This window comes from uncultured Flavobacterium sp., assembly GCF_951805225.1.
In the GTDB taxonomy this organism is placed as follows: domain Bacteria; phylum Bacteroidota; class Bacteroidia; order Flavobacteriales; family Flavobacteriaceae; genus Flavobacterium.
In genome coordinates, this window is record NZ_OX638201.1 from 3,975,780 (window position 1) to 3,999,277 (window position 23,498).

The window sequence follows — 23,498 nt, forward strand, 5'->3', positions numbered from 1 at the left end:
TTTATTCTTCAACCAAAGAAATCTCAAAAACAGTTTTTCCACCTTCATTTTTATGTGCAATATAACCGCCGTGAGCTTCGATAATATTTTTAGAAAGCGTTAATCCAATTCCCGCGCCTTCATTTCTGGTGGTAAAAAACGGAAGGAATATTTTGTTTTCGATTTCTTTTTCAATGCCATTTCCGTTATCAATAATTCTAATGAAAATGCGGTTTTCTTTGGCTTCCGCCGAAATTAAAATCTGTTTCTCTTCAATATTTTTCAAGGCATAAATACAATTGGTCAAAAGATTAATCAAAACTTGCTCGATTTGTTGTGAATCAACATTTATCCAGCGCTTAAAAGAAATCGCATTCAAAACCTCAATCTTATTTTCCTTAAATAAGGGATTCATGATTTGTACACAATTGTCTATCAAATATTGTAATTCTATTTTTTCTTTTTTGGGTGAAGGAAGCATCGCCAACTTTCGATAACCTTCGACAAATTTTTGAAGATGATCGCTTCGTCTCAACATCGTTTCTACACTGGTTTTGACATCTTCTAAATCTTCAGCCGATAACGAATCTTGTTCTACCAAATCCTGCAAATTCTGACATATAGAACGAATTGGCGTTATGGAATTTAAAAGTTCATGCGAAATGACTTTCATCAAATTTACCCAGGCATCTTTTTCTTTTTTCTCTACAACATTCTGAATCGAATCGAGCAAAACGATAAAATAATCTTTCTCGAATATCTCAGTTCTGGAAGCTTGCAAAACAAACGTTTGCATATTTTGTTCGTTTATCCGAATTTCTACAGAAGTTTTTACTTCCTGAAAACCGTCTTCTTCAATAATCTCGCATAACGAAGGCAATTGATTTTTGAGATATTTCCATTTTGAAACTTTAGGAACATTAAAATGAGAAGAAAAATAGTCGTTCAGCAAAAAAATATCCCAATCATTATCCTGCTTTTGCAAAATGATAATTCCCGTTTCGATATTATTTAAAATTGAACGATAAATAATATCTTTTGAAACCTGTTCGTTTTGCTTATTTTTTAAAGTATCATATAAAAGGAATAAATCATTATAACTTTTATTGAATTTGTGCTTTGTAAAATCCGAAGTAAAATCATTTTGCAAGATCGAAGCAATGGTTTTATCATAAAGCAAAACAAAATTTCGAACATAAAAATACATTTCTCTACCTAATAGAAAAACGATAAAAAGACCAAATACGGCAGTAAAAAGCAAACCTTCTTTAAAAAAGTAAATGGAGATTTCTATTCCTGCAACAATAAGAATTAATCGTAAAAAAAGAAGTTTATAAGTCTGAAATGATTTAAACATATTAACTGATATTGATGTTATATTTCTCCAGACGACGATACAAAGAACCTCTTGACAACCCAAGTTCTTCGGCAGTTTTACTGATATTATTATTGTTTTTTACTAATGCTTTTTCGACCGCAGCTTTCTCAACTGAAGAAAGTTGAATGTCATCCGGATTTTCTTCATAAGTTGTAATGGTTTCTAAATCTAAATCAGAAACTGTGATTTTATTATTTTCACAAAGAATAACGGCGCGTTCTATTTTGTTTTCCATTTCTCGAATGTTTCCATTCCAGGCATGTTTTTCGATTTGTTCTAATACTTTTTTATCAAAAGTAATTTCCTCTCTTCCGTATTTTTCAATCATTTTATCCAGAAGATATTCGGCTAACGGAATTTTATCTTCGTTACGTTCGCGCAACGGAGGCAATATAATTTCCATCGTATTGATTCGATAATACAAATCTTCTCTAAAACTTTTATCAGCAACTTCAAGTTTCAGGTTTAAATTTGTTGCCGTAATAATTCGAACATTTAAAGATCTTGGTTTGGTTTCACCTAATCTTGTTACGGTTTTCGTTTGAATAACCTGCAAAAGTTTAGATTGCAAATGCAGCGGAACATTCCCGATTTCATCTAAAAAAACAGTTCCGTTTTGAGCCATTTCAAATCGTCCGGGCGTATCGACTTTAGCATCCGTAAAAGCGCCTTTGGCATAACCGAACAATTCACTTTCGAAAATATTCGAATTTAAAGATCCTAAATCAACAGCAATAAAAGGATTATTTTTTCTTTCGGATTGACTGAAAATATGATGTGCTAAAACAAATTTTCCGGTTCCGTTTTCTCCAAGAATTAAAACATTTGCGTCGGTTCTTGCTACTTTATCGGCCAGAGAATAAGCCTTTTTTATAATCTCAGAAGTTCCAATAAAAAAGTTGTCTTCGAGTGCAACATTTTTAATCTTCTTTTGATCTTTTCGGGATTTATCAACGGCTTGTTTTACAGATTCAAGCAGTTTTTTATTTTCCCAAGGTTTTAGAATATAATCAAAAGCCCCATTTTTTAAACCTTCAACCGCAGTTTCAACTTTTCCAAAAGCAGTCATTAAAATCACAACCGTTTTTGGCGAAAGCGTTTTTATTTCTTTTAATAAATACAAACCTTCTCTTCCGTCTTCAAAACCTATTCGATAATTCATGTCGAGCAAAACGACATCAATTGTTTTTTTAGACAATAATTCGACAATATTTTTGGGATTATTTAGCGTATAAATGTCTTCAAAATACTTTTTCAAGAACACTTTTGACGCAAAAAGTATGTCTTCCTGATCATCGATAATTAATATTGACGCATTTGTCTTTTTCATTTTTGTTCGGTTTTGGACGAAAGCTGTCCAATAATGGACAGTTTAGATTTCTATTAAAAAATAAAAATTTAAAAATAAGGCAGTTACAATCTTTAAATTTTTGGCACGAAAATCACATTAAGACTAACAAATCAGCAAATATGTGAAACATTATTGTTGGTAAAAGTAACAAAAATAGACATTTATCGATTATATTGTCAATTATCTTAATCGGATGCGTTTCTGTTACTTCAACAATAAAATTATTGAGAAGAAAAATAACAATCTATAAAATAACAATCATGATCACAATCAAAAAACTATCAAAAATTTTCAGAACAGAAGAAGTAGAAACAAATGCATTAAGCGAAATTTCATTAACAATTAATCAAGGCGATTTTATCTCAATTATGGGGCCATCCGGAAGTGGAAAATCGACTTTGTTAAATATCATAGGATTATTAGACAGCGCTTCTGGCGGAAGTTATGAATTACTTGGTCAGGAAATGATTGGTATTAAAGAGAAATTAAAATCGAAAGCAAGAAAAGAAAATATTGGATTCATTTTCCAAAATTTCAACTTGATTGATGAACTTTCTGTTTTTGATAATATCGAATTACCGCTGATTTACAATAATGTTCCATCGTCTGAAAGAAAGAAAAAAGTAGAAGATATTGCGACTATATTGGGTATTTCGCATCGTTTGAAACATTATCCACAACAACTTTCTGGAGGACAGCAACAACGTGTAGCCGTTGCGAGAGCTTTGATCAATGATCCCAAAATTATTCTTGCCGATGAACCTACGGGAAATCTGGACAGCAGAAATGGAAATGAAGTAATGGAATTATTGACGGATCTTCATGCTAGCGGCGCCACAATTTTGATGGTTACGCACTCGGATTATGATGCTTCATTTTCTCAAAAAACGATTTTAATGAAAGATGGAATTATACTTTCAGAGAAAGTAAACAATAGAAATGTCGATGTTTTTGCAGTTACTTTAAATAATTAAGATCATGCTAAAGAACTGGACAAACATATTTATTTACCACATCAAAAACAATAAGTTCTTTACGGCGCTGAATGTTTTAGGTTTGAGTATTGGAATCGCAGGATTAATTTTTGCCATTTTATATTGGAATGAAGAACATTCGTATGATGAGTGGAATTCTGAAAAAGATAAAATTTACGTTGTTATGAATGATCTTGGCGGCGGAAATGTTTGGGCAGTAAACTCACCTGTTCCTGCTCCAATCTTAAAATCAACGAATTCGGCACTGCAGGATTATTGTTATTTCAATTCTAAGTATACGAAAGAAACGGTACAATATAATGGCAAAATAGAAGTAGTAGATAAGATTTTCTCTGCACAAAAAAATTTCTTTTCTTTTTTTCCTTATGAGTTTACTCGTGGTAACGCAAAAAGTGCACTTCATGATCGCAACAGTATTGCTTTTTCTGAAGAAGCGGCTTCTCGTATATTTAAGAATGAAAACCCAATGGGAAAGCAGGTTAAATATGCGGATAGATTTTTTGTAGTTCGTGGTATATATAAATTATCACAAAAATCTGCTGTAATGCCTGCTGCAGTTACAACCATAATCGACGAAGAATTAGAAAAAAAGAGGGATAATTGGGGCTTCAATTTTGGCTTAATGCTAAAACTAAAAAATCAAAGTGATACAACTTCGATTATCAAAAATCTAAACGAAATCTATATCGAAAAGAATTTCAAAAGACAGGCGAAAGAAGAAGGAATGACATATGAAGCGTTTTTAAAAATGTATGGAGAACCTACAAAAGCAAAATTACTTCCGTTTCGTGGTTCGAGACTTTTTCAGGGAAATTATGCTTTTCCGGAAGGAAACGGAAATCTGCCTTTTTTAAGAATATTAATGGGATTATCGATACTAATTTTAGTGTTGTCAATCGTAAATTATATTAATCTTGCCACCGCAAATGCCGTAAAACGTGCCAAAGAAGTTGGCGTAAGAAAAATTGTTGGTGCAACAAAACCACAAATCATTGCTCAATTTGTATTCGAAACTACATTAATTACGCTTTTCTCTCTATTAATTGCTTTGGTAATTGTCGAACTTTCATTGCCTTTTTACAATTCGCTTTTAAACAAAAATATTATCCTTCAAGGTTCTCAGTTTTACTTACAATTAATTCTAATATTTATAATTCTCATTTTAGTTTCGGGAGTTTTACCGGCAATCTATGTTTCAAATTTTGAACCGTTGAAGGTTTTGAAAGGAAATTTTTCCCGAAGCAAAAATGGAATTTGGCTAAGAAACGGAATGCTTGTCCTACAATTTGCAATAGCAACTTTTTTTATCATTGGTTCCTTTATCGTTTATCAGCAAGTAAATTATATGGCGGAAAAAGATTTAGGTTTTAAAGGAGCGCAGGTAATGGATATTTCTTTTAAATCGAAAAAAGATCAAAAACAATTTGAAAGATATAAAACAATCAAACAAGAACTTCTAAAAATTAAAGGCGTTCAGGGAGTTTCTGCTGGAGTATTTTCTATTGGAACTGATGTTAATTCATGGTCCGGAATGCATTATAAAGACAATAAAGAAGTCATTACCCAACAAATGGCAATTGATTTTGGAATGTTGGATGTTTTAGGAATTCGATTGCTTAAAGGAAGAGACTTATCTGAAAAATATGCTTCAGATACTCTTTCTAATGCTTTACTGAATGAAGCTGCTGCCAAAACTTTGATGGAAAAAGATCCTATAAATAAGGAAATCGTTTGGGGAGGCAGAAAATTTAGAGTTGTAGGGATTGTAAAAGACTTCAATTATTTTGGATTGCAAAATAGAATTGCGCCAATGATGTTTTTACACATCACTGCTTTTGACTATATGCAAAAAGATTTGCACAATATTTCTGTTAAGATTGCACCAGAGGAAATGCCTAAAACAATTGCTGCTTTGGACAAATTCTGGAGAACAAAAGTCGATGCTGAATATCCATTCGAATATAATTTTGTAGATAAAAATTTCGCCAGAACTTATAAAGAATATCAAAATCAAAGTCAATTATTTTCTCTCTTAAATGGAATTGTAATTCTAATTGCTGTCTTCGGATTATTTGCTTTAGCGTCATTTTCTATGGAAAGAAGATTAAGAGAAATTGCCATCAGAAAAACTTTAGGTGCTGAAACCAATGTTTTACTTAAAGAATTATCGAAACAATATGTGGTTTTCTGTTTGATTGGTTTTACAATCGGGATAGTTCCCGCCTATCTTTTATTGCGAAAATGGCTTGAAGATTTCGCTTTTAGAATTGATATTCCAGTGCTTCCGTTTTTTGTCGCATTAATTGCGTTGATGTTTTTGACTTTAACTATCGTTTTGGCAAAAGCATATCAGGTAACCAAAATCGATGTTTTGAAATATCTGAAATATGAATAAATAAAAAGATAGGTTTCTTTTTATTCTTAACTCCACAACTAAAACTATGATTTTAAATTATATCAACATATTTATTTACCAACTCAAGCACAATAAACTATTTTCATTTCTCAACATTTTTGGTTTGTCCATAGGAATTGCAGGATTAGTTTTTGCCTTGCTTTATTGGAATGACGAACAAAGTTACAATGCCTGGAATCCTGAAAAAGAGAATGTTTATCAGGTTTTGGTTAAACTAAGCGATATGCCCGCCCTGTCTGATTGTGCCTTATTCCTGAAACCGGCTTTAGACCAAGATCCAAATGTCAAATCTATACTTTATGCTGATAGCTGGTATCAAAAGGGTAAAATTATTTACAATGGAAAAAAGGAGTTTGTAGATAAAATTATCAATGTCGAACAAAATTTCTTTTCTTTTTTTCCTTTCAAAATTATTCAGGGCGATGCAATTTCAGCAATAAAAGATGATTCCAGCATTGCTATTTCAGATATTACGGCTAAAAGGATTTTTGGAAATGAAAACCCGATTGGAAAACAAATAAAATGTTTTGACCAGCTGTTTTCTGTAAGGGCCGTGTACCATATTCCAGGAAATTCTTCGATTGCGCCAAATGTCATCATCAATAAAATGAAACAATATACAACTTCCGGATTGACAGGTCCGTTTGTTTTAAAGTTAATACTAAAAGTAAAAGACCCGTCAAAAGTTGATCTGACAAGACAGAAACTCGAAAGAATTTACAACCACGATTTTATTGCGATGATTGCCAAACAAGCAGGTTTTACAGTCGAAGTTATGACTAAAAAAGTGGGGCATTTTACAGTTATTCTTGAACCTTTATCAAAAGCCAGATTACATTCGATAATAGATGGTTATCCTGAAACACGAGGAAATTATCAGTTTTTAATAATCATGATGGGATTGTCTCTTTTGATTCTCGTTTTGTCGATTGTTAATTACATCAATCTTGCAACTGCTAATGCTGTAAAGCGTGCGAAAGAAGTTGGAGTACGTAAAATTTCGGGTGCATCAAAAGGTGATATTGTGAAGCAGTTTCTTTTTGAAACGGTTTTAACCACGACTTTTTCTATTTTACTGGCGTTAGTAATTGTAGAGTTGACTTTGCCATATTACAACAACTTTTTAAACAAGAACATTGTACTTCTTGCGAGTCAGTTTTACATACAATTGATATTGATTTTTATCGTTACAATTTTGACAGCAGGATTATTTCCGGCCATTTATATATCCAATTTCGAAACGTTTAAAGTTTTGAAAGGAAATTTCGAAAGAAGCAAAAACGGTATCTGGCTGCGCAACGGAATGCTTATTTTTCAGTTTGCCATTGCTGCCTTTTTTATTATTGGCTCAAATATCGTATACCAGCAAATTAAATATTTACAGAATAAAGATCTGGGTTTTAAGGGCGATCAGGTAATTTCGGTTTCTTTAAATTTTCCTTCAGTTGATTACCAAGGAGAAAATGCAGCCCAAAATATTTACAATAAATACAACATCATAAAACAGCAACTCAGCAAAATTAAAGGCGTCGAACAAGTCTCCACGGGCCTTATTACGTTTGATGGTTCAGACAATTCTTTATCGGGGGTTTTATACAATGATGAACTGTTTAAACAACGCGTTATCCCTTTAGATTTTGGCATGTTCGAAATGTTGAACATCAAAATAATTAAGGGAAGAAATTTTGACAGAAAACTGGCATCAGACACCATAAATTCTGTGATCATAAACGAAAGCGCATTAAAATTAATGAATATTAAAGATCCTCTTGGCAAGGAACTTTTAATTCGAGAGCAGAAATTAAAAATAATTGGTATTGTACAGGATTTCAGCTTACTAAGTCCTGAATTAAAAGAACCGCCAATTGCTTTTTACAATATCAAAATGTTTGACATGACAAATAACATTAACAAAGTTTATGCAAAACTAAATCGGGATGATCTGGAAAATACTATTGCCAATATCGAAAAATTATGGTCGAAAGTCGATACTGAATATCCGTTTAAATATGATTTTGTAGATAAAGAATATGCGAGAACTTATGAAGCTTACATAAAACAAAAAAACTTGTTTTCACTGCTTAATATCGTTGTTATTTTAATTGCACTTTTTGGATTATTTGCTCTTGCATCTTATTCTATACAAAGACGCATGAAAGAAATTGCAATTAGAAAAACTCTTGGAGCAGAAACAAATACTTTATTAAAAGAATTATCGAAACAATATATCTTGTATTGCATAATAGGATTTTTAATAGCATTGTTTCCTGTGTATTACTTATTAAATAAATGGCTTGAAAATTTTGCTTTCAGGATTGATATAACTCTGCTTCCATTTATTTTAGGTTTTACAACTCTGTTAATTCTGACTTTAATAATTGTTCTTTCAAGAGCATATGCAGCAACAAAAACAGATATTTTGAAATATTTAAAATACGAATAGAAAAATATAATACCAATCCTTTTAAATAAATTGTTAATATTAGTCACGAAAAACTCCTTAATTACTTAAGGAGTTTTTTAGTTTTGATATACTTCAAAAAATTGATCCTTTCACAATACCTCTTTTTGAATTTCTTATAAAATCTAAGATTAAATCACGTTCTGTAGTTTGCTCAAATTGATTTTCAATTAAATTTAAAGCAAGTGCAGTATTTCTTTTTTCCTGAAAAATGATCCGATAAATATTTTTTAACTCTTCAATTTTATCAATTGAAAAACCGTTCCTTTTCAATCCAACAACATTTAACCCAACATAAGAAAGTGGTTCGCGAGCTGCCATAATAAAAGGCGGAACATCCTTAACAATTCGGCTAATTCCACTTATCATACTATGTCTTCCAATAATCGAAAATTGATGTATAGCAGATAAACCACTAATATTCACATAATCTTCTACAATTACTTCGCCAGCCATTCCCACACTAAAACCAATAATACAATGATCACCAATAAAACAGTCATGACCAATATGTGCATTTGACATTATTAAATTATGATTTCCAATTACTGTTTTGCCTTTAGAGGCAGTTCCTCTATTTATAGTTACAAACTCCCGAATGTTAGTGTGATTTCCAATTTCAAGTAACGTATATTCTCCGTTAAATTTCAAATCCTGCGGAATTCCCGCCAACACAGCTCCTGAATGTATTTGACAATTACTGCCTATTCTACAACCGTCTAAAATCGTAACATTATTTCCAATCCAGGTATTATCACCAATTACAACATCATTTTCAATTGTGGTAAAATTACCAATATGAACATTCTTTCCAATAATTGCATTCCGTCCAATTACCCTATTTTTCAAATTAACTATCTTTAAAATTAAGAGCAAATATGGAACAAAATAAAAACCTTTTATTTGACCTAATGTCAATTAATTGAAGCTCTAATTCTGCTTAAAGTTTCCTGACTTACACCAATTAATGATGCAATGTGTTTTAATTTTGCTTTTAAAATAATCTGAGGAAAAAAATCAAGTAAATACAAATACTTTTCCTGAGCATTCATTGCTCGAAATAAATGATGAAACTCATTTATTTTAGAAAGATAAACTCTTAATAGTTTAATATGAAATTTAGCGAATAGCGGATATTCTAATAAAATTTGTTCAGCGTCGTATGTTAACGAATATACAGTTGTTTCCTCACATGTTTGGAAACTTTCAAATGAAGGGTTTTGCTCAAAAAAACTACTCATAGAAGTCACAAATTGATTATCTGTATAAATCCACTTCGTTACTTCTATTCCATCTTCCAGACAAAATCGTCTAACAGCACCGGACTTTATAAAATAAACTTTATTACAGATTCTTCCTTCTTCAATAATCAATTCATTTTTCGTAAGTTTTTCGACAATAAAGTATTTACGGATTACTTGTTCTGTTTCAAAATCCATCACTTGAAAACTATTAATCACATCAATTAGTTCTGTCATACCTCAAATTATTATTCAAACAAATTTATCAATATAATTTAGATCCGAGTTTTAAAATGGTTGTACAAATCGGTCAAAAGTAAAACTGCGAAAAATAATCGATTTAAAGTATTTTTAAATTACTTAAATGCAGAATCATTAAAATTCAAAAACTGGCCTTAAAAGAATTTAAAAATCGCTAAATAACATAAAAATATAGCTCCAAATGAAGTTTGTAATATTTATGGCGTTCCCTTATGGGTCGAGCTGTGCGCTAAATCTTTTGTGATGGTAGTATTAGAAAATAAGAAGTATAGATTATCACAAAAGGACATCGCTCCTACCCCTGACGCGCTCTAAGATAATAGGAACAGCTTTTTGTAAAAAGCTATTTAAAAAAGGTATATAAACAAAAAAATCCTCATCAAGTAAATGATGAGGATTTTTCAAAAGAAAGGCGACGACATACTCTCCCACATAACTGCAGTACCATCTGCGCAGGCGGGCTTAACTACTCTGTTCGGGATGGGAAGAGGTGAGCCCCGCCGCAATAACCACCTTAAGGTCGTTAGTTGCTTTAGGCAACTTCTGCATTTAATTAAAAATTTAGAATTAAAAATTAAAATTGCAGTAATATCTTAACATACTGAGATAAAGAAAAGTACTTTTATTTACTATTTTAGAAAGTTTCTCCCCGCACCTTGCGGTGCGGGAAAAGGGTGTACATAAGCTTACGGATTATTAGTACTACTCGACTATGACATTACTGCCTTTACATCTATAGCCTATCAACGTGGTCATCTTCCACGATCCTTAAAAGAAATCTCATCTTGTGGTGGGTTTCGCGCTTATATGCTTTCAGCGCTTATCCCTTCCAAACGTAGCTACTCTGCGGTGCCCCTGGCGGGACAACAGATACACTAGAGGTTTGTCCAATTCGGTCCTCTCGTACTAGAATCAGATCCACTCAAATTTCTAACGCCCACAGTAGATAGAGACCGAACTGTCTCACGACGTTCTGAACCCAGCTCGCGTGCCACTTTAATGGGCGAACAGCCCAACCCTTGGGACCTTCTCCAGCCCCAGGATGTGACGAGCCGACATCGAGGTGCCAAACCCCCCCGTCGATATGAGCTCTTGGGGGAGATCAGCCTGTTATCCCCGGCGTACCTTTTATCCTTTGAGCGATGGCCCTTCCATGCGGAACCACCGGATCACTATGCTCTACTTTCGTACCTGATCGACCTGTATGTCTCTCAGTCAAGCTCCCTTATGCCATTGCACTCTACGCACGGTTACCAAGCGTACTGAGGGAACCTTTAGAAGCCTCCGTTACTCTTTTGGAGGCGACCACCCCAGTCAAACTACCCACCAAGCAATGTCCCCCGGTTTCCGGGGTTAGGCCTCAGATAAACAAAGGGTTGTATTTCAACAATGACTCCACAACGCCTGGCGACGCCACTTCACAGTCTCCAACCTATCCTACACATCATTTATCCAAGGTCAATACTAAGCTATAGTAAAGGTGCACAGGGTCTTTTCGTCCCACTGCGGGTAAACGGCATCTTCACCGTTACTACAATTTCACCGAGCTCATGGCTGAGACAGTGTCCAGATCGTTACACCATTCGTGCAGGTCGGAACTTACCCGACAAGGAATTTCGCTACCTTAGGACCGTTATAGTTACGGCCGCCGTTTACTGGGGCTTCAATTCAATGCTTCTCCGAAGATAACATCTCCTCTTAACCTTCCAGCACCGGGCAGGTGTCAGGCCCTATACTTCATCTTACGATTTTGCAGAGCCCTGTGTTTTTGATAAACAGTCGCCTGGACCTCTTCACTGCGGCCAGCTTGCGCTGGCGACCTTTCTCCCGAAGTTACAGGTCTATTTTGCCTAATTCCTTAGCCATGAATCTCTCGAGCACCTTAGGATTCTCTCCTCAACTACCTGTGTCGGTTTACGGTACTGGTACTAATTACCTGAAGTTTAGAGGTTTTTCTTGGAAGCCCTTAGGCGCACTATCTCTTTGTCCGAAGACTCCGAGTACTATCGTATTTCCCCAAAAGATGTGGATTTGCCTGCATCTCTTATAGGTAGGTACTTCAACGAACTATTCCGTCAGTTCGCGGCGCTTTCATCACTCCGTCACCCCATCACAGTAATTAGTAGTACGGGAATATTAACCCGTTAGCCATCGACTGTCCCTTTCGGGTTCGCCTTAGGACCAGACTAACCCACAGCTGATTAGCATAGCTGTGGAAACCTTAGTTTTTCGGTGTGCGGGTTTCTCGCCCGCATTATCGTTACTTATGCCTACATTTTCTTTTCTAACCAGTCCAGCATACCTTACGATACACCTTCAACCCTGTTAGAATGCTCCCCTACCACTTACAATTGCTTGTAAATCCATAGCTTCGGTAATACGCTTATGCCCGATTATTATCCATGCTCGTCCGCTCGACTAGTGAGCTGTTACGCACTCTTTAAATGAATGGCTGCTTCCAAGCCAACATCCTAGCTGTCTGGGCAGACAAACCTCGTTCTTTCAACTTAGCGTATATTTGGGGACCTTAGCTGATGGTCTGGGTTCTTTCCCTCTCGGACTTGGACCTTAGCACCCAAGCCCTCACTGTTATGAAACATTATATAGCATTCGGAGTTTGTCAGGAATTGGTAGGCGGTGAAGCCCCCGCATCCAATCAGTAGCTCTACCTCTATATAACTTTAAGCATAACGCTGCACCTAAATGCATTTCGGGGAGTACGAGCTATTTCCGAGTTTGATTGGCCTTTCACCCCTACCCACAGGTCATCCGAAGACTTTTCAACGTCAACCGGTTCGGTCCTCCACTGTGTGTTACCACAGCTTCAACCTGCCCATGGGTAGATCACACGGTTTCGCGTCTAACACTACTGACTAAAGCGCCCTATTCAGACTCGCTTTCGCTACGGATCCGTGGCTTAACCACTTAACCTTGCCAGCAACGTTAACTCGTAGGCTCATTATGCAAAAGGCACGCCGTCACCCCACGAAAGGGCTCCGACCGCTTGTAAGCGTATGGTTTCAGGATCTATTTCACTCCGTTATTCACGGTTCTTTTCACCTTTCCCTCACGGTACTGGTTCACTATCGGTCTCTCAGGAGTATTTAGCCTTAGCGGATGGTCCCGCCAAATTCAGACAGGGTTTCACGTGCCCCGCCCTACTCAGGATACCACTATCTATTATACTCGTTACCCATACGGGACTATCACCCTCTATGGTGTCACTTTCCAGTAACTTCCGGTTCCTTGTACATAAAATATCGTGGTCCTACAACCCCAACAATGCCGTAACATCATTGGTTTGGGCTAATCCGCGTTCGCTCGCCACTACTTACGGAATCACTTTTGTTTTCTTCTCCTCCGCCTACTTAGATGTTTCAGTTCAGCGGGTTTGCCCACCTATCGGTGTACTATGTCTTCAACATAGTGGGTTGCCCCATTCAGGTATCTACGGATCAATCGGTGTGTGCCCGTCCCCGTAGCTTTTCGCAGCTTATCACGCCTTTCATCGCCTCTGAGAGCCAAGGCATCCCCCATACGCCCTTATTTTGCTTATTGTACCAATCATAAAATCAATTATGACCGTTTTTTTTTGTCTTTTGTTACTTGTATTACTACTATAACAAAAAACGCTTTCTACTTTTTATTATTTTCTTATCTCAATATGTCAATGAACTTTTATTTACTATCTTCACAGTAAATCAGTGGAGAATAACGGAGTCGAACCGTTGACCTCCTGCGTGCAAGGCAGGCGCTCTAGCCAGCTGAGCTAATCCCCCATTTTTAAATGATGAGTTATAAATTATGAGTTATGAATGCTCATAAACGCTCAACTTCTAAAATTTCCTTTTTTTTAAGTATCTCAGTCTTTTTAACTTGTTTTTTATAACTTATAATTCATAATTTATAATTAACAATTTAAATAGTAGTCCCGGGCAGACTCGAACTGCCGACCCCTACATTATCAGTGTAGTACTCTAACCAGCTGAGCTACGAGACTCTGTTTTACTTAAAATTTATTATTTGAATTAACAGCAAGAGTAATTGAATCCTTAAATTCAGAATGCACCTTAATAGCATCTTTTTTCCTCAACGTGTTGATAAATCAACTAACATTTGAGGCTCTAGAAAGGAGGTGTTCCAGCCGCACCTTCCGGTACGGCTACCTTGTTACGACTTAGCCCTAGTTACCAGTTTTACCCTAGGCAGCTCCTTGCGGTCACCGACTTCAGGCACCCCCAGCTTCCATGGCTTGACGGGCGGTGTGTACAAGGCCCGGGAACGTATTCACCGGATCATGGCTGATATCCGATTACTAGCGATTCCAGCTTCACGGAGTCGAGTTGCAGACTCCGATCCGAACTGTGACCGGTTTTATAGATTCGCTCCTGGTCGCCCAGTGGCTGCTCTCTGTACCGGCCATTGTAGCACGTGTGTAGCCCAAGGCGTAAGGGCCGTGATGATTTGACGTCATCCCCACCTTCCTCACAGTTTGCACTGGCAGTCTTGTTAGAGTTCCCGACATGACTCGCTGGCAACTAACAACAGGGGTTGCGCTCGTTATAGGACTTAACCTGACACCTCACGGCACGAGCTGACGACAACCATGCAGCACCTTGTAATTTGTCTTGCGAAAGATCTGTTTCCAAATCGGTCAAACTACATTTAAGCCTTGGTAAGGTTCCTCGCGTATCATCGAATTAAACCACATGCTCCACCGCTTGTGCGGGCCCCCGTCAATTCCTTTGAGTTTCATTCTTGCGAACGTACTCCCCAGGTGGGATACTTATCACTTTCGCTTAGCCACTGAAATTGCTTCCAACAGCTAGTATCCATCGTTTACGGCGTGGACTACCAGGGTATCTAATCCTGTTCGCTACCCACGCTTTCGTCCATCAGCGTCAATCCATTAGTAGTAACCTGCCTTCGCAATTGGTATTCCATGTAATCTCTAAGCATTTCACCGCTACACTACATATTCTAGTTACTTCCTAATAATTCAAGTTTAACAGTATCAATGGCCGTTCCACCGTTGAGCGATGGGCTTTCACCACTGACTTATTAAACCGCCTACGGACCCTTTAAACCCAATGATTCCGGATAACGCTTGGATCCTCCGTATTACCGCGGCTGCTGGCACGGAGTTAGCCGATCCTTATTCTTACGATACCGTCAAGCTCCTTCACGAAGGAGTGTTTCTTCTCGTATAAAAGCAGTTTACAATCCATAGGACCGTCATCCTGCACGCGGCATGGCTGGATCAGGCTTGCGCCCATTGTCCAATATTCCTCACTGCTGCCTCCCGTAGGAGTCTGGTCCGTGTCTCAGTACCAGTGTGGGGGATCTCCCTCTCAGGACCCCTACCCATCGTAGCCTTGGTAAGCCGTTACCTTACCAACTAGCTAATGGGACGCATGCTCATCTTTTACCGTTGTGACTTTAATTATAAAATGATGCCATTTCATAATACTATGAGGTATTAATCCAAATTTCTCTGGGCTATCCCTCTGTAAAAGGTAGATTGCATACGCGTTACGCACCCGTGCGCCGGTCTCTAATTCCGAAGAACTATACCCCTCGACTTGCATGTGTTAAGCCTGCCGCTAGCGTTCATCCTGAGCCAGGATCAAACTCTTCATCGTATATTTTAATATTATATATTCGACGCTATCTCTAGTGGTTCTTTTCAAATCTTACGATTCTATTACTCTTATTCTTTTGTTTTAACATCTCTGTTAAAACGGCTGTCAATTCAATATGTCTACGAACGTGTTTCTTTCTTGTTTCGCTTGTATCTCAAAGCGGGTGCAAAAGTAGAAAACTTATTTCTAACTGGCAAATGTTTTTTGAAGTTTTTTTAAGAAAATTTTCTTCTCTCTAACTTCTCAAACCTACCAATCTTTCAATGAACTTTCCCTGTTTTGCCGGGTGCAAATGTAATATCCCTTTTCGAATCTCACAAGCTTTTTTAATCTTTTTTTGAAAATAAATTTTCAATTTCAATTCCTTTGCTTGTCAGTATTTCTGTGAACGTCTATCGCTGTTGCGGGTGCAAAAGTAGGTGGTTTATTCTCTTAAACAATAGCTTTTTCAAACTATTTTTAATCTTTTTCAAAACTTTTTCTTAACACTCTCATAACAGCAAACTTAGCAATTTTACTTTTTTAATAATTTTAAGATTTTACTTACTTACATTGTAGTTATTATAATGCAATCAGCAATAACAACGCCTTTTTTATAGGCTTCTCAGATTTTTACCCGCTTCTTTGACAACTTTACAAAAGCTCACTAAATGGATTTTTACTGAGATTCTAGCCATTCACATGTTTTAATCATTATACTAAGACCGTTTCCTAAAACTCCCAACGTTACACTTTGTACCTATATACAGATACGCTTCTTTTAAAAAACCATACCCTAGCACCGATAGAAACAGAAATCCTTTTGCTTTTTCCTTTAAAAAGCAAGAGATTGAAGTGCATAGCGGTAAATAACTCCATATTAAAACCAAGTTCCAAAACGATCCCTTAAAAACTTCCTATACTATAGTATAATTTCACTCTTATATATAGATACAAAACAAAAAAACCACAAGCTGAACTTGCGGGCTATATAATCTAGATTTGAAATTACTCCCAAAGACAACACTGATTTATCAAATATTTAAAATTACAACCATCTCAAATCTTAAAAGATTACTTTTTAACCTATTTCACATATTAAAAAACATTTCATCCCAGTCTTTAAAAAAAAGACAACCTTATTATTTCCCATTTCGAAACACCAGTATTCTTTAAGCCTATTTACAAAACATCACATAATAGAAATAATGTATTTTTTTTTTAAGAATAAAATTCAATACTACACAAAACTAAAAACACATACATCCAGACCTTGATTAAGCGAAAACAACAAAACACAACCTTAATCAATAACAACTTTCATATACAAAAAAAATCACTTTTAAAACTTTACAAAACAAAACAAAAAAAAAAAAAAAACCAACGCCACAATTTAAATCTTAAATAATAAAAATTGAATCTAACATAAAATCAAAAACTGCAATACAATATTTAAATCTAAAACACAAAGCAATACAAACTCATTTACAATAAACCCGAAATAGAATTTAACAATTCAAAAAAATCTCATCTTTTCAAAAATCAAAAAACATCTTCATAATAATTATTCGAATTTTATCTACATATTCTAAAAGCTCACATTACACAATCAAGACAAGGCACTATAAAATTAGCCAAGGAAAGAATCATTAAAACAAAAACAGAACTTAAAAATCACTAAATAACCCAGAATTGCAGACACAAAAGAAGTTTTAAATATTTATGGGATTTCCCTTTGGGTCGGGCTATACGCTAAATATTTTGCGATAGTGACTTTTGTGGGAAAACAAAAAAGTATAGGTTATCACAAAAGAATATAGCCACCATCCTTAACACAATCTGAGATATAAAGAAGTTCATTTTTCAACAGAAAAAAAGAGAAAAAGGCATAAAACGAAAAATTTAACAGAAACTAGCTGTGGAAATATTCTAATTGATAGTTTTTTTTTGTTGAAAATAAGAAGTGTAGGTTATCACAAAAGGATACCTCTTTTATCTCTAACGCGCTCTAAGAAAAACAGAAGTTCATTTTTCAAAATAAAAAAGATGCTTATTTTAAAAAGTATTATAAACAAAAAAATCCTCATCAAGTAAATGATGAGGATTTTTCAAAAGAAAGGCGACGACATACTCTCCCACATAACTGCAGTACCATCTGCGCAGGCGGGCTTAACTACTCTGTTCGGGATGGGAAGAGGTGAGCCCCGCCGCAATAACCACCTTAAGGTCGTTAGTTGCTTTAGGCAACTTCTGCATTTAATTAAAAATTTAGAATTAAAAATTAAAATTGCAGTAATATCTTAACATACTGAGATAAAGAAAAGTACTTTTATTTACTATTTTAGAAAGTTTCTCCCCGCACCTTGCGGTGCGGGAAAAGGGTGTACATAAGCTTACGGATTATTAGTACTACTCGACTATGACATTACTGCCTTTACATCTATAGCCTATCAACGTGGTCATCTTCCACGATCCTTAAAAGAAATCTCATCTTGTGGTGGGTTTCGCGCTTATATGCTTTCAGCGCTTATCCCTTCCAAACGTAGCTACTCTGCGGTGCCCCTGGCGGGACAACAGATACACTAGAGGTTTGTCCAATTCGGTCCTCTCGTACTAGAATCAGATCCACTCAAATTTCTAACGCCCACAGTAGATAGAGACCGAACTGTCTCACGACGTTCTGAACCCAGCTCGCGTGCCACTTTAATGGGCGAACAGCCCAACCCTTGGGACCTTCTCCAGCCCCAGGATGTGACGAGCCGACATCGAGGTGCCAAACCCCCCCGTCGATATGAGCTCTTGGGGGAGATCAGCCTGTTATCCCCGGCGTACCTTTTATCCTTTGAGCGATGGCCCTTCCATGCGGAACCACCGGATCACTATGCTCTACTTTCGTACCTGATCGACCTGTATGTCTCTCAGTCAAGCTCCCTTATGCCATTGCACTCTACGCACGGTTACCAAGCGTACTGAGGGAACCTTTAGAAGCCTCCGTTACTCTTTTGGAGGCGACCACCCCAGTCAAACTACCCACCAAGCAATGTCCCCCGGTTTCCGGGGTTAGGCCTCAGATAAACAAAGGGTTGTATTTCAACAATGACTCCACAACGCCTGGCGACGCCACTTCACAGTCTCCAACCTATCCTACACATCATTTATCCAAGGTCAATACTAAGCTATAGTAAAGGTGCACAGGGTCTTTTCGTCCCACTGCGGGTAAACGGCATCTTCACCGTTACTACAATTTCACCGAGCTCATGGCTGAGACAGTGTCCAGATCGTTACACCATTCGTGCAGGTCGGAACTTACCCGACAAGGAATTTCGCTACCTTAGGACCGTTATAGTTACGGCCGCCGTTTACTGGGGCTTCAATTCAATGCTTCTCCGAAGATAACATCTCCTCTTAACCTTCCAGCACCGGGCAGGTGTCAGGCCCTATACTTCATCTTACGATTTTGCAGAGCCCTGTGTTTTTGATAAACAGTCGCCTGGACCTCTTCACTGCGGCCAGCTTGCGCTGGCGACCTTTCTCCCGAAGTTACAGGTCTATTTTGCCTAATTCCTTAGCCATGAATCTCTCGAGCACCTTAGGATTCTCTCCTCAACTACCTGTGTCGGTTTACGGTACTGGTACTAATTACCTGAAGTTTAGAGGTTTTTCTTGGAAGCCCTTAGGCGCACTATCTCTTTGTCCGAAGACTCCGAGTACTATCGTATTTCCCCAAAAGATGTGGATTTGCCTGCATCTCTTATAGGTAGGTACTTCAACGAACTATTCCGTCAGTTCGCGGCGCTTTCATCACTCCGTCACCCCATCACAGTAATTAGTAGTACGGGAATATTAACCCGTTAGCCATCGACTGTCCCTTTCGGGTTCGCCTTAGGACCAGACTAACCCACAGCTGATTAGCATAGCTGTGGAAACCTTAGTTTTTCGGTGTGCGGGTTTCTCGCCCGCATTATCGTTACTTATGCCTACATTTTCTTTTCTAACCAGTCCAGCATACCTTACGATACACCTTCAACCCTGTTAGAATGCTCCCCTACCACTTACAATTGCTTGTAAATCCATAGCTTCGGTAATACGCTTATGCCCGATTATTATCCATGCTCGTCCGCTCGACTAGTGAGCTGTTACGCACTCTTTAAATGAATGGCTGCTTCCAAGCCAACATCCTAGCTGTCTGGGCAGACAAACCTCGTTCTTTCAACTTAGCGTATATTTGGGGACCTTAGCTGATGGTCTGGGTTCTTTCCCTCTCGGACTTGGACCTTAGCACCCAAGCCCTCACTGTTATGAAACATTATATAGCATTCGGAGTTTGTCAGGAATTGGTAGGCGGTGAAGCCCCCGCATCCAATCAGTAGCTCTACCTCTATATAACTTTAAGCATAACGCTGCACCTAAATGCATTTCGGGGAGTACGAGCTATTTCCGAGTTTGATTGGCCTTTCACCCCTACCCACAGGTCATCCGAAGACTTTTCAACGTCAACCGGTTCGGTCCTCCACTGTGTGTTACCACAGCTTCAACCTGCCCATGGGTAGATCACACGGTTTCGCGTCTAACACTACTGACTAAAGCGCCCTATTCAGACTCGCTTTCGCTACGGATCCGTGGCTTAACCACTTAACCTTGCCAGCAACGTTAACTCGTAGGCTCATTATGCAAAAGGCACGCCGTCACCCCACGAAAGGGCTCCGACCGCTTGTAAGCGTATGGTTTCAGGATCTATTTCACTCCGTTATTCACGGTTCTTTTCACCTTTCCCTCACGGTACTGGTTCACTATCGGTCTCTCAGGAGTATTTAGCCTTAGCGGATGGTCCCGCCAAATTCAGACAGGGTTTCACGTGCCCCGCCCTACTCAGGATACCACTATCTATTATACTCGTTACCCATACGGGACTATCACCCTCTATGGTGTCACTTTCCAGTAACTTCCGGTTCCTTGTACATAAAATATCGTGGTCCTACAACCCCAACAATGCCGTAACATCATTGGTTTGGGCTAATCCGCGTTCGCTCGCCACTACTTACGGAATCACTTTTGTTTTCTTCTCCTCCGCCTACTTAGATGTTTCAGTTCAGCGGGTTTGCCCACCTATCGGTGTACTATGTCTTCAACATAGTGGGTTGCCCCATTCAGGTATCTACGGATCAATCGGTGTGTGCCCGTCCCCGTAGCTTTTCGCAGCTTATCACGCCTTTCATCGCCTCTGAGAGCCAAGGCATCCCCCATACGCCCTTATTTTGCTTATTGTACCAATCATAAAATTAATTATGACCGTTTTTTTTTGTCTTTTGTTACTTGTATTACTACTATAACAAAAAACGCTTTCTACTTTTTATTATTTTCTTATCTCAATATGTCAATGAACTTTTATTTACTATCTTCACAGTAAATCAGTGGAGAATAACGGAGTCGAACCGTTGACCTCCTGCGTGCAAGGCAGGCGCTCTAGCCAGCTGAGCTAATCCCCCATTTTTCAATCTTAGATTGTAGAATTCAGACTTTAGATTTCTTAATTCTTCTCTAATTTCTTTTGGTGAATTCCAACTTCCAGAATTTCCTTTTTTCAAGTTAAATAGTAGTCCCGGGCAGACTCGAACTGCCGACCCCTACATTATCAGTGTAGTACTCTAACCAGCTGAGCTACGAGACTCTGTTTTACTTAAAATTTATTATTTGAATTAACAGCAAGAGTAATTGAATCCTTAAATTCAGAATACACCTTAATAGCATCTTTTTTCCTCAACGTGTTGATAAATCAACTAACATTTGAGGCTCTAGAAAGGAGGTGTTCCAGCCGCACCTTCCGGTACGGCTACCTTGTTACGACTTAGCCCTAGTTACCAGTTTTACCCTAGGCAGCTCCTTGCGGTCACCGACTTCAGGCACCCCCAGCTTCCATGGCTTGACGGGCGGTGTGTACAAGGCCCGGGAACGTATTCACCGGATCATGGCTGATATCCGATTACTAGCGATTCCAGCTTCACGGAGTCGAGTTGCAGACTCCGATCCGAACTGTGACCGGTTTTATAGATTCGCTCCTGGTCGCCCAGTGGCTGCTCTCTGTACCGGCCATTGTAGCACGTGTGTAGCCCAAGGCGTAAGGGCCGTGATGATTTGACGTCATCCCCACCTTCCTCACAGTTTGCACTGGCAGTCTTGTTAGAGTTCCCGACATGACTCGCTGGCAACTAACAACAGGGGTTGCGCTCGTTATAGGACTTAACCTGACACCTCACGGCACGAGCTGACGACAACCATGCAGCACCTTGTAATTTGTCTTGCGAAAGATCTGTTTCCAAATCGGTCAAACTACATTTAAGCCTTGGTAAGGTTCCTCGCGTATCATCGAATTAAACCACATGCTCCACCGCTTGTGCGGGCCCCCGTCAATTCCTTTGAGTTTCATTCTTGCGAACGTACTCCCCAGGTGGGATACTTATCACTTTCGCTTAGCCACTGAAATTGCTTCCAACAGCTAGTATCCATCGTTTACGGCGTGGACTACCAGGGTATCTAATCCTGTTCGCTACCCACGCTTTCGTCCATCAGCGTCAATCCATTAGTAGTAACCTGCCTTCGCAATTGGTATTCCATGTAATCTCTAAGCATTTCACCGCTACACTACATATTCTAGTTACTTCCTAATAATTCAAGTTTAACAGTATCAATGGCCGTTCCACCGTTGAGCGATGGGCTTTCACCACTGACTTATTAAACCGCCTACGGACCCTTTAAACCCAATGATTCCGGATAACGCTTGGATCCTCCGTATTACCGCGGCTGCTGGCACGGAGTTAGCCGATCCTTATTCTTACGATACCGTCAAGCTCCTTCACGAAGGAGTGTTTCTTCTCGTATAAAAGCAGTTTACAATCCATAGGACCGTCATCCTGCACGCGGCATGGCTGGATCAGGCTTGCGCCCATTGTCCAATATTCCTCACTGCTGCCTCCCGTAGGAGTCTGGTCCGTGTCTCAGTACCAGTGTGGGGGATCTCCCTCTCAGGACCCCTACCCATCGTAGCCTTGGTAAGCCGTTACCTTACCAACTAGCTAATGGGACGCATGCTCATCTTTTACCGTTGTGACTTTAATTATAAAATGATGCCATTTCATAATACTATGAGGTATTAATCCAAATTTCTCTGGGCTATCCCTCTGTAAAAGGTAGATTGCATACGCGTTACGCACCCGTGCGCCGGTCTCTAATTCCGAAGAACTATACCCCTCGACTTGCATGTGTTAAGCCTGCCGCTAGCGTTCATCCTGAGCCAGGATCAAACTCTTCATCGTATATTTTAATATTATATATTCGACGCTATCTCTAGTGGTTCTTTTCAAATCTTACGATTCTATTACTCTTATTCTTTTGTTTTAACATCTCTGTTAAAACGGCTGTCAATTCAATATGTCTACGAACGTGTTTCTTTCTTGTTTCGCTTGTATCTCAAAGCGGGTGCAAAAGTAGAAAACTTATTTCTAACTGGCAAATGTTTTTTGAAGTTTTTTTTAAGAAAATTTTCTTCTCTTTAACTTCTCAAACCTGCCAATCTTTCAATGAACTTTCCCTGTTTTGCGGGGTGCAAATGTAATATCCCTTTTTGAATCTCACAAGCTTTTTTAAATCTTTTTTTTGAAAATAAATTTTCAATTTCAATTCCTTTGCTTGTCAGTATTTCTGTGAACGTATATCGCTGTTGCGGGTGCAAAAGTACACTCTTTATTCGCTTCTGCAAGCTTTTATTTTACTTATTTTTAATCTTTTTCAAAACTTTTTC

The 23,498-nt window shown here is 38.0% G+C and carries 7 protein-coding genes, 4 tRNA genes and 6 rRNA genes; 3 read left to right on the forward strand and 14 right to left on the reverse strand.

The features are described 5' to 3' along the window. Nucleotide 1 precedes the first annotated feature (1 nt). Together WN975_RS16635 and WN975_RS16640 are read right to left on the reverse strand one after the other, a co-directional pair. Nucleotides 2-1,336 carry an ATP-binding protein gene (locus tag WN975_RS16635; RefSeq protein WP_337967494.1) on the reverse strand — a complete coding sequence of 445 codons (1,335 nt, stop codon included), beginning with the start codon at nucleotides 1,334-1,336 and terminating at the stop codon, nucleotides 2-4. Nucleotide 1,337: 1 nt separating this feature from the next. Then, the gene (locus tag WN975_RS16640) at nucleotides 1,338-2,687 is read right to left on the reverse strand and encodes a sigma-54 dependent transcriptional regulator (protein ID WP_337967495.1); all 1,350 of its coding nucleotides are present in this window, start codon (nucleotides 2,685-2,687) and stop codon (nucleotides 1,338-1,340) included. 281 nt (nucleotides 2,688-2,968) lie between these two features. Here WN975_RS16640 and WN975_RS16645 point away from each other — a divergent pair, with 281 nt between their 5' ends. From WN975_RS16645 to WN975_RS16655, 3 genes are read left to right on the forward strand one after another with little or no spacing between them, the layout of a single operon-like run. Beyond that, nucleotides 2,969-3,682: an ABC transporter ATP-binding protein gene (locus WN975_RS16645; protein WP_337967496.1), complete on the forward strand. Its 714-nt coding sequence runs from the start codon at nucleotides 2,969-2,971 to the stop codon at nucleotides 3,680-3,682. A 4-nt stretch (nucleotides 3,683-3,686) separates the two neighbouring features. After that, entirely contained in the window at nucleotides 3,687-6,098 is a 2,412-nt protein-coding gene (locus WN975_RS16650; RefSeq protein WP_337967497.1) for an ABC transporter permease, read from the forward strand. A gap of 46 nt (nucleotides 6,099-6,144) precedes the next feature. Next, complete coding sequence (locus WN975_RS16655; protein ID WP_337967498.1) at nucleotides 6,145-8,562, forward strand: ABC transporter permease; 2,418 nt, start codon at nucleotides 6,145-6,147, stop codon at nucleotides 8,560-8,562. Nucleotides 8,563-8,655: 93 nt separating this feature from the next. Here WN975_RS16655 and lpxA read toward each other — a convergent pair whose 3' ends face one another. The 12 genes from lpxA to WN975_RS16715 all read right to left on the reverse strand — a co-directional run bounded on the left by lpxA (nucleotide 8,656) and on the right by WN975_RS16715 (nucleotide 23,013). Continuing rightward, nucleotides 8,656-9,429, reverse strand: a complete 774-nt coding sequence (gene lpxA / locus WN975_RS16660; protein ID WP_337967499.1) for an acyl-ACP--UDP-N-acetylglucosamine O-acyltransferase — start codon at nucleotides 9,427-9,429, stop codon at nucleotides 8,656-8,658. Nucleotides 9,430-9,494: 65 nt separating this feature from the next. Continuing rightward, nucleotides 9,495-10,058 carry a Crp/Fnr family transcriptional regulator gene (locus tag WN975_RS16665; RefSeq protein WP_337967500.1) on the reverse strand — a complete coding sequence of 188 codons (564 nt, stop codon included), beginning with the start codon at nucleotides 10,056-10,058 and terminating at the stop codon, nucleotides 9,495-9,497. 431 nt (nucleotides 10,059-10,489) lie between these two features. After that, nucleotides 10,490-10,599 (reverse strand): 5S ribosomal RNA (gene rrf, locus WN975_RS16670). Nucleotides 10,600-10,758: 159 nt separating this feature from the next. Next, nucleotides 10,759-13,640 (reverse strand): 23S ribosomal RNA (locus WN975_RS16675). A gap of 147 nt (nucleotides 13,641-13,787) precedes the next feature. Next, nucleotides 13,788-13,861, reverse strand: a tRNA-Ala gene (locus tag WN975_RS16680). A 147-nt stretch (nucleotides 13,862-14,008) separates the two neighbouring features. Next, a tRNA-Ile gene (locus WN975_RS16685) sits at nucleotides 14,009-14,082 on the reverse strand. Nucleotides 14,083-14,210: 128 nt separating this feature from the next. Then, nucleotides 14,211-15,724, reverse strand: a 16S ribosomal RNA gene (locus WN975_RS16690). Together the 16S, 23S and 5S rRNA genes with 2 tRNA genes alongside form the textbook arrangement of a ribosomal RNA operon. A gap of 2,093 nt (nucleotides 15,725-17,817) precedes the next feature. Continuing rightward, a 5S ribosomal RNA gene (gene rrf / locus WN975_RS16695) occupies nucleotides 17,818-17,927 on the reverse strand. Nucleotides 17,928-18,086: 159 nt separating this feature from the next. Then, nucleotides 18,087-20,968, reverse strand: a 23S ribosomal RNA gene (locus WN975_RS16700). 147 nt (nucleotides 20,969-21,115) lie between these two features. Beyond that, a tRNA-Ala gene (locus WN975_RS16705) sits at nucleotides 21,116-21,189 on the reverse strand. 108 nt (nucleotides 21,190-21,297) lie between these two features. Further along, nucleotides 21,298-21,371 (reverse strand) — tRNA-Ile (locus WN975_RS16710). A 128-nt stretch (nucleotides 21,372-21,499) separates the two neighbouring features. Continuing rightward, a 16S ribosomal RNA gene (locus WN975_RS16715) occupies nucleotides 21,500-23,013 on the reverse strand. Nucleotides 23,014-23,498 lie beyond the last annotated feature (485 nt).

Excerpts from the sequence above, each read along its gene's own strand:
- WN975_RS16635 (WP_337967494.1), bottom strand. The coding sequence starts at position 1,336 with ATGTTTAAATCATTTCAGACTTATAAACTTCTTTTTTTACGATTAATT.
- WN975_RS16640 (WP_337967495.1), bottom strand. The coding sequence starts at position 2,687 with ATGAAAAAGACAAATGCGTCAATATTAATTATCGATGATCAGGAAGAC.
- WN975_RS16645 (WP_337967496.1), top strand. The coding sequence starts at position 2,969 with ATGATCACAATCAAAAAACTATCAAAAATTTTCAGAACAGAAGAAGTA.
- WN975_RS16650 (WP_337967497.1), top strand. The coding sequence starts at position 3,687 with ATGCTAAAGAACTGGACAAACATATTTATTTACCACATCAAAAACAAT.
- WN975_RS16655 (WP_337967498.1), top strand. The coding sequence starts at position 6,145 with ATGATTTTAAATTATATCAACATATTTATTTACCAACTCAAGCACAAT.
- WN975_RS16665 (WP_337967500.1), bottom strand. The coding sequence starts at position 10,058 with ATGACAGAACTAATTGATGTGATTAATAGTTTTCAAGTGATGGATTTT.